Below are 12,664 nucleotides of genomic sequence, written 5' to 3' on the forward strand. Positions count from 1 at the left end.
CTAACCACTGACGATCAGCGGAAGCGAGATCATGCCCGCTCCGCCGGTCACCACCAGAACCCAGCGGCCGTCGACCGGCAGAGTGACTTCAATCGGAAAGATCGCGAACCCGAGCTCGGCGATGGTGGCTGCCTCGGGTAGTTCGAATTCGATGTTCAGCGGCTCGTCATCGGTCGGTGGGCGGATCTCGACGTCGACGCGCCGCTCCGGGCTGTCGGTCTCCGCCTGCGTCAGCACCACGAGCAGGAATTGGGCCAGCCGATCGGCCTCGACGGCGAATCGCAGCAGCACACCGCCCGAAACGTTGAGTTTGTTGTCCGTCGCCGAAGCAGCTTCGGCCAGAAAGGCCCCGACTATCACTGGGTGAAACTACCGCTCCCGCCCGAGATAAGCACCGCCGACGTCCGGGCCGGCTACTGCTGAGGCTGCGGGGCGCCGCCGCCGTACCCCAGCTGTGAGGCGGTGTAGCGGGCGCCATCGGTGACCGGCACGGCCTGTACCGCCGTCCCGTAGGCACAGATCTCGGTCCACACGTCACCGAGCTCCGTCGTGTCAAAGCGCATCGCGACGATGACGTTGCCGCCCTTGGCGCGCGCTTCGTTGATCAGCCGGGACATCGCTTCATTGCGGCTCTCGGCCAGGTTCTTGGTCATGCCCTGCAGCTCGCCGCCGAACATCGACTTGAAGCCGGCACCGAACTGCGCGAAGGCATTTCGGGACCGCACGGTGAGACCGAAGACTTCGCCGCAGACGCGCTGGATTTCCCAACCGGGGATGTCATTGGTAGTGACGACGAGCACCGGAGCTGCCTTTCTTGTTGAACGGGGCGACGCGATTCCCGCTGCAGGGTACCGCTCACCGCGTCTGTGTGAAGTGTTGCCCGATGTTTTCGGCCGCAGCGCGGACCAGCTCGCCGAGGCGACGGACTTCGGCGCCGGTGAGTTCGGCGAATGGTGCGACAGTGACCGACATGGCGACGAGACCGTCGGCGTCGAAGACCGGGGCCGAGATGGTGGCGATATTGTGCGTCGCGTTGCCGGTCAATTCGGAGGACAGCACATCGATGACCGTCAGGTCGGCGAATGCCCGCGCAAGTCGCGCGGTGATGGCGTCGGGTTCACTGTCAGCGCCCAGCGCCCGGAGCGCCGTGTAGACGCGGACGTACTCGCGGCTGAGTCGTTCGATGACATAACCGCGTTCCCGGATCTCGTTGAGCACCGTGGACATTCGGCGTGACAACGCCGTCGAGGGTTTGCCCACGCCTTGCAGCCACGCGCGCTGCGCACCGGCGGAGCCCCAGGCGACGTAGTCGCGGCCGAACGGTGCGACCAAGGGCATGCGCAGTTGCCGATCGATCCGCATGCCCGACGGTGATTCGCCCGCGCTGTCTATCACGACCAGGCTGTTCTGCTCGCGCCGAGCCAAAAACGTTTGCGTGCAACTAGATTCGGCGAGCTTATGCAGAATCCCGTGGTAGATGCGCTCGTCGGCGGCCTCGGTCAGCGACGCGATGCCCGGGCCGCGCGAGTAGGCGCCGGCAGCGTCGCGCACCAACCAGTCGTGGCTGGCCAAGGTAGTGACGATCGCATGTCCGGTGGCGCGGCTGATCCCCAGTTCGCGGGAGATCTCGGCCAGGGAGAAACTGCGCCCGGGCTGGGATCCCACCAGTTCCATGATGGCGACCACGCGTTCTGTCGGGGGAGACGCGGGTTGACGGCGCGACGTGTCTGCATCTACCGTGATTGTCATATTTTCGAATGCTATATCGAATATTCGACAACGCAAGGGCGGGAGGTGATCGGTGGAGGCCGGCGCTGGATCGACGAACGCTGATGTCATCGACTTCGACGACCTGACGTCGCCCCGCCTGACCGACGTCCAGCGCCAGATCCTGGAATTCACCGAGAGCCGCCACGTCGAGTTCGACATCGACACGATGCTCGCCGAGGCCCGCGGCCAGGCCGGGGCGGACGACCTCGACGACACCGACGGCATCACCGACCGGCTGCGAGTGCACGTCGCGGCCATCGAGGGAGACGACGGGTTGCGTCAACTCTCCCGCTCCACGCTGCGGCAACGAGTGGTGCGGCTGCTGCGCAACCGGTTGTCGCTGACCGACCTCATCAAGCGCTACCCCGAGATCGAGTCGATCCCGATCGAGAAACCGATCATCGTCGTCGGAATGCCACGCTCGGGCACCACCCACCTGGTGAACCTCATCGCCGCCGACCCCCGCCGGCGCGCGCTGCCGTACTGGGAGAGCCAGGAGCCGATCCCGGCCGTCGGCGAGGGGCCCGACATCTTCGGCGTCGATCCGCGATACACCCGGTGCAAGCAGGAACACGACGCGCTGATGGTCAGCGCGCCCGTCGTGGCGGCCATGCACGACCGTTTCCCGGAGGCCATCGAGGAGGAGGTCGAGATCCTGGATCTGGACCTGGCCGCCTACGTCCTGGAATGGCATGCGCGAGTGCCCGATTGGCGTGACTACTACCTGACTCTGGACCAGCACCGGCATTACCGGTACCTGCGAAAAGTGCTGCAGGCACTGACGTTTCTGCGTGGTCCGCGGACCTGGGTGCTCAAGAGCCCGCAGCATTGCGAGCAACTCGGCCCGCTGATGGCGACCTTTCCTGACGCCACGGTGGCTTTCACCCACCGCGATCCCGTCGCGGTGATCCAATCGGCGATCACCATGATGGCCTACTCCGACCGGCTGCGCCGGACCAGCATCGACCCCGCCTGGCTGTTGGACTACTGGAGCGACCGCGTGCACCGCTTACTCAGTGCGTGCGTGCGCGACCGCGAGCTGGTTGCGGCCGAACGCAGCATCGACATCAGCTTCCATCAGCTCAACGGCAACGAAATGCCGTTGCTGACCGAGCTTTACCGGCGTGCCGGCGCGGAACTGACCGACAAGGTGCAGCGACACTTCCAGAAGTACCTGGACGGCAACCCGCGCGGCAAGCACGGCCGGATCCAATACGACCTGCAGCGCCACTTCGGCATCTCGCCCGACGAACTGCGTCAGCGATTCGACTTCTACTTCGACAGGTTCGACGTCCGCGCCGAGTGAAGGAGACCCTGTGACAACCGAACCGGTGTACCGCAGCCGCCCGGGCGCCGATGCCATGCGTCCGGCATCCGCCGACCGCGCCGAGCCGATCGCCCCCGGAATCTGGTGCTCGCCGGGCCTGTCGAACGCCTACCTGCTCACCACCGACGAGGGCCGGGTCATCGTCAACACCGGGATGGGCTTCGAGGGCCCGGTACACCGGGCCAATTTCGATGCTGTCGACGCCTCGCCGGTGCGCTACATCATCTTCACCCAGGGGCACGTCGACCACGTCGGCGGCCTGGATAGCATCCGCGATCCTGACACCGTCGTTGTCGCACAGGCGAACTGGAAGCTGTGGCGCGACGACAACGAACGGCTCATCCCCTATCGCGCCAGCCGCAGTGCGTTCGCGTTCCAGGACACACTGGCCACCGGCATCCGGGCCATTCAGCAGCGGCTGGGCACCAGGAAGCTGCCCGGGCAGAGTGTTCCCACCGTCGACCTCGACTTCGACGACACGCTCACCCTTCAGGTCGGCGGCCGCCGCCTGGAACTGATCTCGGTGCCCGGCGGCGAGACCACCGACTCGCTGGTGGTGTGGCTCCCGGAGGAACGGATCTGCCTGTGCGGGAACACTTTCGGACCCATCTTCGGACACATTCCCAACCTGGTCACCATCCGCGGCGACCGGTACCGCGACGCACTGACGGCGATCTCCTCGGTGGAACGGGTGCGTGAGCTGCGGCCCGAGTTACTGGTCACCGGTCACTTTGACCCGATCGCCGGCGCGGAGCGTATCGACGCGGAGCTGACGCGGCTGCGCGACGCCATCAGGCACATTCATGATGAAACGGTGGCCGGCATGAACGCCGGAAAGGACGTGGGCCAGCTGATGCGCGAGATCACGCTGCCCGCGGACGCCGAAGTGGGCCAGGGGTACGGCAAGGTCGCCTGGGACGTGCGGGCTATCTGGGAGAACTATTCCGGTTGGTTCCATCACCGCTCGACCACCGAGCTCTACCCGGTCGGGTTCGACGAAGTGTCGGCCGACATCGTCGAACTCGCCGGTGCCGACGCGCTGGTCGACCGCGCGCGGGGTCACCTGTGCGCCGGGCGGCCGCTGCACGCGATCCACCTCGCCGAGCTGGTGTCCCGCGATCACCCCGGTGCGCGCGAGGTGCTCAGGCAGGCGCATGAAGACCTGCTGGCGGCCAGTGAAAACTTCTGGGAAACAAGCTGGCTCAAGAAACAGATAGCGAGAAACTCATGACCGCACGGGTCAGCTTCGACTTCACCGGCACCACGGCGCTCATCACCGGAGGTACCAGCGGCATCGGTCACGCGATCGCCACCCTGTTCCGGGACGCCGGAGCCGAGGTGAGCATCACCGGAACCAGGGGCAGCGCGGGCGAGTACGACGCCGACCTGTCCGGCATGACCTATCACCAATTGCAGATCACCGACCCGGACTCCGTTGACGCGCTGGCCCAGCGATTCACCGCACTCGACGTCTTGGTGAACAACGCGGGAGCGAACTTCCCGGGAGGACTCGACGAATCCAAGCCGGACGGATTCGAAGCGTCGGTGGCGCTCAATCTGACCGGACCGTACCGGCTTACGGTCGGGCTGCGCCGCGCCTTGAAAGCATCGACGGCAACGGGTGGGGCCAGCGTGGTCAACCTGGCCTCGATGTCGGCACTGCGCGCCGTCCCATTGGTGCCCGGCTACGGTGCCGCCAAGGCCGGAATCATCTGCGTCACAAGGAACCTCGCGGTGAAGTGGGCGCCCCAGGGTATCCGGGTGAACGCGGTGGCGCCGGGCGCTGTCGACACCCCGATGACCGCACCCATGCATTCGGTCACCGAACTGGTGGAGGCCGAACTGGCGCATGTCCCCCTGCGACGCTTCGGGGCGGTCTCCGAGATCGCGCCCACGGTAGCCTTTTTATGCACCGAACACAGCAGTTACACCACCGGTGCGGTGTTCGTCGTGGACGGCGCATCGGACTGCATCTGAGGACGGAATATGGCGCACGCACTTCGGCCTGAGGACCTCTACCACACCGCAATCGTGGTACCCGACCTCGACGCCGCGATGACGCGGTTCACCGCGCTGGCCGGTTACCGGTGGATCAAGCCCATGCGCTACACGCTGCCCTTCCGCACCGGGGCCGGCACCCGCGAATTGACGTCCAACTTCACCTACTCGCTGCAGGCCCCGTACCTGGAACTGATCCAGGAGGTTCCCGGTACCCCCTGGGTGGCGGCCCCCGGCAACGCCGTTCATCATCTCGGTTATTTCGCCGACAACCTCACCGAGACCGCTAAAGCGTTGGAGGACAATGGGTTCTCCTTCGAAATGACCACCGATGTGCCGGGCTCGACGCTGGCGATGTTCGCCTACTACGTCGACGCCGGCGGCACGCGCATCGAGATCGTCGACCGAGCGCTGTTCCCGGACTTCGCCGCCTTCCTGCAGTCCCAGGCTCTGTGACCGGCATGATCCTGACCGTGCTGCGGTTCAATTTCGCCTCGCCGCAGGGAAATCCGCGCAGACAGAGCGAATTGCTGAACGCCGCACTGGAACTGGCCCAGTGGGGTGAGTCGCACGGGATCACCACGGTCAGCGTCGACGAACACCATGCGACCGGGCACGGCTGGAGCTGCAACCCGATCATGGCCGCGTCATTGTTCCTGGCCCGGACCACGACCATGATCGCCAGCGTGGACTGCGCGCTGGGTCCGCTCTGGAATCCGGTCCGCCTCGCCGAAGACATCGCGCTCGTCGACAACATGAGTCGCGGCAGGCTGCACACCACGGTGGGCCTGGGCTACCGCACCGTCGAATACGAGGCACTCGGTGTGGATTTCACCCGGCGCGGCAAGCTGATGGACGCCCTGGTCGAACAAATGCTGGCCCGGTGGGCCGGCACCGAAGACGGTGTCTGCACCGGAACCTGGACCAGGCCGCACCCGCCGTTGTACGTGGGCGGAGGCTCGCTCGCCACGGCGCGGCGCGCGGCCCGATTCGGGCTGCCGCTGAGCCTGGCCGATCACCTGCCCGACGTGGCGGACCACTATCGCGAACTGTGCTCCCGAGCCGGTGTCAAACCGTTCGTCATCATGCCGGGTCCGGTCAACAGGGGAATGATCTACCTGCACGAGGACCCGGACCGGGCCTGGGCCGAACTGGGCGGGCACATCCTCTGGGAGGCAGTGACATATGGCGGGTGGTCGGCCGACGAACGATCGCTGATGCACCTGCCCGGAGTTCAGACGCTCGAGGAGGTCAAAGCTTCCGGGCGCTACCGGTTCCTCACGCCGGAGCAGCTGATCGCCGAAGTGCGGGCCGCGGACTACTACGGCCCGATCGTGCTGCACCCCCTGGTGGGCGGAATGCCCGTCGAGGAGGCGTGGAAGTCGGTGCAGCTACTCACCGACCGGGTGCTGCCCGCGTTGACCTGACGCTCTAGAGCCCGAACGCCGGACCCTGCGGCGGCGGCGTGAATTCGGTGACCAGCACCGGAAGCGAAATGGCCCCGGTGCCCCCGGTCACCACCAGAACCCACCGGCCGTCACTGGGCAAGGTCAGCTGGAGCTCGAAGAACGCGAACCCGGGGAACTCGGCCACCGAGGCTTCGGGCACCTCGAACTCCAACCGGATCGGGTCGTCGTCCGTCGGCGGGCGCATCTCGATCTTCAGCGTCCGATCGGTGTTGCCGGGCTCCGCCTGGGTCAGCACCACCAGGACGAAGCGGGCCGAGCGGTCGGGGCCGAGCGCAAATCGAGACAGCACCCCACCCGACACATTGAGTTTGTTGTCGACGACGGCGGCCGCGTCGGCCAGGAAAGCGCCCGTAAGTATCACGCCGCTGAACCTACCGCAGCGCTTCCCGCCGCCGAAATTCGTCGACGCGCGCAGTGTCGCGATGTGCGCTGGGGTTTAACGGCGCAACGCGCGATACTGAGGCCATGCCTGATCGCAACGTCCTGGGTGGCCCATTGGAACCCTGCGGCACCGATCCGGTCACCGGCTTCTATCGGGACGGGTGCTGTTCCACCGGCGATGAAGACCGCGGACTGCACACCATCTGCGCCGTCGTGACCGCCGAGTTTCTCGAGCACCAGCGATCGATCGGTAACGACCTGTCAACGCCGGTGCCGGAGTACCGATTTCCCGGGCTGTTGCCCGGCGACCGTTGGTGCGTCACGGCCCGTAACTGGCTACGGGCCCACAACGACGGCTGCGCCGCGCCGGTGGTTTTGGCCTCCACCCACGAGCGCACGCTGGACGTGGTTCCGCTCGAGGTGCTGCAGGAGCACGCGGTGGACGTGCCCGACGACCTGGCTAACCTGTGATCACGGGACCTCGGTCGAATACAGCCACGCATCCCACAGCGGCCGCAGTGACTCGTCGCTGTAGTTGGCCGCCAGCCCGGTGAAGTCCTCGGTGCTCGCCGTGCCGTGCCGGTAGCGGGTCGTCCAATCCTTGAGCAGCGCAAAGAACTTGTCGTCGCCCAGCTGTCCGCGCAGCGCGTGCAGGGTCAGTGCGCCGCGCTTGTAGACCCGATCGTCGAACATGTCCCGCGGCCCGGGATCGGCGAGCAGCAGATCCTGCGGCTTCTGCCGCAACTGGCCGAGGTGATACCGGGCCAGGGCCACGGTGCTGGACCCGCCGCTGCGCTCCGACCACAGCCACTCCGCATAGGACGCGAACCCTTCATGCAGCCAGATGTCGCGCCACCGGCGCGCGGTCACCGAATTGCCGAACCACTGGTGCGCCAGCTCGTGGGCGATCAGTCTCTCGCTGCCCCGGTTGCCGGTGCAGTGATTGGCGCCGAAGATCGAAATGCCCTGTGCCTCTAGCGGAATCTCCAGGGCATCGTCGGTCACCACGACCGTGTACCCGTCGGCGAGCGGATAGGGCCCGAACAAGTCGATGAACACCGCCATCATGTCGGGCTGACGGGCGAAGTCGTGGTCGAAGTTGTCCTTGAGGCGTTCGGGCAACGCCGCGCGGATCGCGACCGGAGTCCTGGCCAGCCGAACCGACTCGTACACACCGATCTGCAGGGTGATGAGGTAGGTCGACGTCGGCTCCGGCTGTTCATAGGTCCACACGGTCTGCGACGCCCGCGCCCGCGACGACACCAGCTTGCCGTTGGCGATGGCGCGGTATCCGCTCTCGGTGCTGATCTGGATCCGGAAGGCGGCCTTGGCGCTGGGGTGGTCGTTGCAGGGGAACCAGGACGCGGCTCCGTTGGGCTGCCCGGCGACCAGGGCGCCGTCGGTCAACTCCTCGAATCCCACGTCGCCCCAAAGGGTTCGGAGCGGCTTGGGGTTGCCCCCGTAACGCACCACCACCGACATCGCGGCGCCGGTCGGCAACTTCGACTCCAGCGCGATGCGCAACTTGCCGCTGCGGCAGCTGAAGCGGGCGGCGCGCTTGCCGTTGACCGAAACCCGGGACACCGACAGCGCGCTGGACAGATCGAGGGTGAATTCCCCCAACTCGGCCGAGGTCACCGCGGTGATGGTGGCGGTTCCGGACAACCGATTGATCGAGACCTTGTACTCGAGGTCGAGTTCGTAACGCGACACCGTGTAACCGAAGTTGCCGTTCTGCGGCAGGTAGGGGTCCATCGCCTGGCTTGGCGTGGTCTTCTTCGCCGGGGACTTCACGCCGCGTTGTCCTTGACGTCCGCCGCATTCTTGCGGCCCTTCTTCCGGCTCACCCACGGCCGGACCGGATTGCCCTGCCAGCGAGTCGATCCCGGCACCTCGTCGCCGCGCACCACCAGCGACGCGGGCCCGACGGAGGCCCCGGCGCCCACCCGCGCGGCGGGCAGCGCGACGCAGTGCGGTCCCAGGGTGGCGCCCGGTTCCAGCACGACGCTGTCCATTCGCATGATCCGGTCGTGGAACAGGTGGGTCTGCACCACGCACCCGCGGTTGACGGTGCTTCCTTCCCCGAGCACCACCAGATCGGCCTCGGGCAACCAGTAGGTCTCACACCACGAACCACGCCCGACCGCGGCGCCCAAGCCACGCAGCCACAGATTCATCACCGGCGTACCGCCGGCGGCACGCGCGAACCACGGCGCCGCAACGGTTTCCACGAACGTGTCGGCCAGTTCGTTGCGCCACACGAACGACGACCACAGCGGGAACTCGCTCGCCCGGATCCGGCCGACCAGCGCCCACTTCGCCGCCACCGTCACCAGGCCGGCGACCGCACCCGCGGCCAGCAGCACCACTCCACCGGCCAGCGCCGCCCAGCCGATCCCGAACGTGATCGACAGCGCCTGCAATGCGCCCAGCACCGTCACCCCGATCGCCACCGTCACCACTACCGGCAGCAGCCGGCAGATCTCCACCGCGGCCCGCATCACCTTCAAGCGCCGGGGCGGGTGAAACGTCGTCTCCTCGTCTGCTTCGGCGGGCCGTCGGCGCAGCCGCATCGGCGGACTGCCCAGCCACGAGGAGCCGCGCTTGGCCTTCGGGGGCGTCGCCGACAGGACGGCGACCAAACCGTCGTCGGGAACCCGGCGCCCCGGCTGCGTGATGCCCGAGTTGCCCAGGAAAGCCCGCCGGCCGACCGTGGTCTCGGCGGCGTAGATCCAGCCGCCGCCAAGCTCATACGAGGCGACCATGGTGTCGTCGGCCAGGAATGCGCCGTCCTCGATGACGGCGAACTTGGGGGTGAGCAAGACCGTGGAGATCTCGGTGCCCCGTCCCACCCGGGTGCCCAGGATGCGCAGCCAGATCGGGGTGAACAGGCTGGCGTAAATCGGGAACAGGTAGGTGCGCGCCGCGTCCATCAGCCGTTCGGTGGTCCACAGCTGCCATCCGATGCGGCTGCGCACCGGGTGATAGCCCTCGCGCAGCCCGATGGACAGCAGCCGAACGGCGACGACGGTCACCAGCGCGTACGCGACGAAGCCGGCCAGCGCCGCCAACGGTGTCCACACCAGGGCCGGCAGCACCGCCTCCGACAGGGTGCGGGTGTGCCGGACGGCGAACGCGATGATGGCCAGCCCTCCCACCAGGGCAAGCAGCGGCAACCCGGCCAGCGCCAGCGAGGTCAACCCGTAACCGGCCACCCAATAGGACTTTCGCGCCGGCCGCTCGTCTGGCCACGGGTGATTCACCCGCCCGGACTTGGCCGCCGGCGAGCCCTTCCAGTATTGGCCGTTCTTGATCTTGTCGGTGACCCCCGATCCCGGTGCCACATCGGCGTTCTTGCCGACGACCGCACCGGGCAGCAGGGTGGTGCGGGCCCCGATCGTCGCGTCGTTACCGATCGTGATGGTGCCGAGGTGGAACACGTCCCCGTCCACCCAGTGTCCGCGCAGGTCGACCTCGGGTTCGATGGCGCTGCGCTCGCCGACGGTCAGCAGGCCCGTCACCGGCGGCACCGAATGCAGGTCCACGCCCTTGCCGATCTCGGCGCCCAGGGCGCGGGCGTAGTAGACGAGCCACGGTGCGCCGGCCAGGTTTTCAGCACCACTGGCTTCGGCGAGCCGTTCGGCCAACCACACCCGCAGGTGCACCGACCCGCCCCGGGGATAGCTGCCCGGTGCGACGTTGAACAACAACAGCCGCGCGAACAGCACCGCGATGCCCATCCGGCCCAGCGGCGTCACGAACAACACGAACGCGATCGCCACCCACCACCAGCTCACCGCCACGGTCCAGGGCACCAGATGCAGAGCACGAGCAATGTTGTTCCCCAACGCCAGCCAGGTAACCCACTGCAGTCCCGCGACGGTCGCCAGCGGCACCGTCAACGCGACCTGGATCAGCTGGGTCAGGCGCGGAGTCGGCTTCACCACGCGCTCATGGACCTGCGGCGGCGGGCCGAACTCGTCGAGAAACCCGGCGAGTGAACCGAGCCGGGGATGGTCGTAGAGGTCGGCGACGGTGATCTGTGGGTATTGCTGCCGCAGGGTGGAGACCAGCTGCGCGGCGGCCAGTGACCCGCCGCCCAGGGCGAAGAAGTCGGCCTCCTGCCCGGTTACGGTGGCGCCCAGCAGATCCCGCCACATCTCGGCCAGCCGCCCCGCCGTGCCCGCCAGATCAGGCGTCTCCTCGGCGTCGGTGCTGCCCGGCGGTGGCCACGGCAACGCATCGCGATCCACCTTGCCCGACGTGCGGGTGGGCAGCTCCTCGATGAGCACCAGCCGCGGCACCAGCGCCGCGGGCAGGTGCTGGGCAAGTTCGTTGCGCGCCTTGGCGATATCGAAGGACGGGTCGGCGCTGACCACGTAACCGACCAGCACGGCGGTGCCGCCGCCGGTCCGGCGTACCGCGGCCGCGCCACCGCTGACCCCGGTCAGGTTGACCAGGGCGGAGTCCACCTCGCCGAGTTCGATGCGCCTGCCTCCGACTTTGACCTGGTCGTCGGCGCGCCCGCAGAAATACAGCCCGTCCGTTTCCAGCCGCACCAGATCGCCGCTGCGGTATGCCCGCTTCCAGCCGAGTGTCGGCATCGCCGCGTACTTTTCGGCGTCCTTGTCCGCGTCGAGGTAGCGGGCCAGTCCCACGCCGCCGATCACCAGCTCGCCCGTCTCGCCGTAATCGACCTGCCGGCCCTCGGCGTCCACCACGGCCAGGTCCCACCCACGCAGTGGCAACCCGATGCTGATCGGGCCGGCGCCGTCGAGGCGTGCGGCGCACGCGACGACGGTGGCTTCGGTGGGGCCGTAGGTGTTCCACACCTCGCGGCCCTCGACCGCCAGCCGCTCGGCGAGGTCCGGCGGGCATGCCTCGCCGCCGAAGATCAACAGCCGCACCGCTTCCAGTGCTTCGGCGGGCCACAGCGCCGCCAGCGACGGGACCGTCGAGACCACCGTCACGTCCCGGGTGACCAGCCAGGGTCCCAGGTCCATCCCGCTGCGCACCAGCGATCGCGGCGCCGGAACCAGGCACGCGCCGTGCCGCCACGCCAGCCACATCTCCTCGCACGACGCGTCGAATGCCACCGAGAGCCCGGCCAGCACCCGGTCGCCCGGCCCGATCGGGCTGTCCCGCACGAACATCTGCGCTTCGGCGTCGACGAACGCGGCCGCGCTGCGGTGGCTGACCGCGACTCCCTTCGGGGTGCCGGTGGAGCCGGAGGTGAAGATGATCCACGCGTCGTCGCGCGGCAGCGGCGCCTCGGCGCGCCAGCCCCGGGACGCGCCCTGGGTGCGCTCGATGCCCTTGTCGGTGATGACGGCCACGACGTTGGCCTCCCGGAAGACCAGTTCGGCCCGTTCGTCGGGATCGTCGGCGTCGACGGGCACATAGGCGGCGCCGGCGGCCAGCACGGAGAGGATCGCGGTGTACAGCGAGTAGCTGCCCGAGGGCATCCGGATACCGATCCGGTCGCCGCGTCCGATACCCCGCGCGGCCAGCCAGGCGACGCTGTCGCTCATGTCCTCGATCAGCTCGCTGTAGGTGAGCTGCACCTCGCCGTCGTCGATCGCCGCGGCGTCGGGGTAACGCGCGGCGGTGGCCCGGATGATGTCGATCAGCGTGCGCGGACTCGGTGCGTCAGCCGACAGCAGGTACTGCGCGGGGATCTCGGGCACTCATGGAACCCTACCCAGAGCGCGAGCGTGAA

General features: G+C 67.7%; 12 protein-coding genes. 6 read left to right on the forward strand and 6 right to left on the reverse strand.

Features of this window, described 5'->3' with window-relative positions:
• Genes QXK92_RS26855 through QXK92_RS26865 form a run of 3 tightly spaced genes read right to left on the reverse strand, consistent with a single transcriptional unit; the run spans position 1 to position 1,749 of the window.
• Complete coding sequence (locus tag QXK92_RS26855) at positions 1 to 360, reverse strand: hypothetical protein (RefSeq protein ID WP_306246880.1); 360 nt, start codon at positions 358 to 360, stop codon at positions 1 to 3.
• A gap of 53 nt (positions 361 to 413) precedes the next feature.
• Positions 414 to 800, reverse strand: coding sequence for a YbjQ family protein (locus QXK92_RS26860; RefSeq protein WP_306246882.1), 387 nt, complete (start codon positions 798 to 800; stop codon positions 414 to 416).
• Between the two features lie 55 nt (positions 801 to 855).
• Positions 856 to 1,749 carry a helix-turn-helix domain-containing protein gene (locus QXK92_RS26865; RefSeq protein ID WP_306246884.1) on the reverse strand — a complete coding sequence of 298 codons (894 nt, stop codon included), beginning with the start codon at positions 1,747 to 1,749 and terminating at the stop codon, positions 856 to 858.
• 52 nt (positions 1,750 to 1,801) lie between these two features.
• On the opposite strand from QXK92_RS26865, the gene QXK92_RS26870 reads away from it, so the two are divergent.
• Genes QXK92_RS26870 through QXK92_RS26890 form a run of 5 tightly spaced genes read left to right on the forward strand, consistent with a single transcriptional unit; the run spans position 1,802 to position 6,522 of the window.
• Positions 1,802 to 3,076, forward strand: coding sequence for a sulfotransferase (locus QXK92_RS26870; protein ID WP_306246886.1), 1,275 nt, complete (start codon positions 1,802 to 1,804; stop codon positions 3,074 to 3,076).
• 55 nt (positions 3,077 to 3,131) lie between these two features.
• On the forward strand, positions 3,132 to 4,328 hold the full coding sequence (locus QXK92_RS26875) for an MBL fold metallo-hydrolase (protein ID WP_306247945.1): 1,197 nt from the start codon (positions 3,132 to 3,134) through the stop codon (positions 4,326 to 4,328).
• Entirely contained in the window at positions 4,325 to 5,074 is a 750-nt protein-coding gene (locus QXK92_RS26880; protein WP_306246888.1) for an SDR family NAD(P)-dependent oxidoreductase, read from the forward strand. Before QXK92_RS26875 ends, QXK92_RS26880 begins: the two co-directional genes overlap by 4 nt.
• A 9-nt stretch (positions 5,075 to 5,083) precedes the next feature.
• Positions 5,084 to 5,551, forward strand: coding sequence for a VOC family protein (locus QXK92_RS26885; RefSeq protein ID WP_306246890.1), 468 nt, complete (start codon positions 5,084 to 5,086; stop codon positions 5,549 to 5,551).
• Between the two features lie 5 nt (positions 5,552 to 5,556).
• A complete protein-coding gene (locus tag QXK92_RS26890; RefSeq protein WP_306247946.1) occupies positions 5,557 to 6,522 on the forward strand; it encodes an LLM class flavin-dependent oxidoreductase in 966 nt (321 codons plus the stop codon).
• Positions 6,523 to 6,526: 4 nt separating this feature from the next.
• Here QXK92_RS26890 and QXK92_RS26895 read toward each other — a convergent pair whose 3' ends face one another.
• Entirely contained in the window at positions 6,527 to 6,925 is a 399-nt protein-coding gene (locus tag QXK92_RS26895) for a hypothetical protein (protein WP_306246892.1), read from the reverse strand.
• A gap of 104 nt (positions 6,926 to 7,029) precedes the next feature.
• Here QXK92_RS26895 and QXK92_RS26900 point away from each other — a divergent pair, with 104 nt between their 5' ends.
• Positions 7,030 to 7,416 carry a DUF2237 family protein gene (locus QXK92_RS26900; RefSeq protein ID WP_306246894.1) on the forward strand — a complete coding sequence of 129 codons (387 nt, stop codon included), beginning with the start codon at positions 7,030 to 7,032 and terminating at the stop codon, positions 7,414 to 7,416.
• On the opposite strand, the gene QXK92_RS26905 is transcribed toward QXK92_RS26900, so the two are convergent.
• Both QXK92_RS26905 and QXK92_RS26910 read right to left on the reverse strand, forming a co-directional pair.
• Entirely contained in the window at positions 7,417 to 8,700 is a 1,284-nt protein-coding gene (locus QXK92_RS26905; protein WP_306247948.1) for a M1 family metallopeptidase, read from the reverse strand.
• Between the two features lie 35 nt (positions 8,701 to 8,735).
• Positions 8,736 to 12,632 (reverse strand): Pls/PosA family non-ribosomal peptide synthetase, encoded by a 3,897-nt coding sequence (locus QXK92_RS26910; RefSeq protein WP_306246896.1) that lies wholly within the window; start codon positions 12,630 to 12,632, stop codon positions 8,736 to 8,738.
• Positions 12,633 to 12,664: the final 32 nt, after the last annotated feature.

Origin of the sequence: Mycobacterium sp. TY815 (genome assembly GCF_030755135.1) — a bacterium.
Classification (GTDB): domain Bacteria; phylum Actinomycetota; class Actinomycetes; order Mycobacteriales; family Mycobacteriaceae; genus Mycobacterium.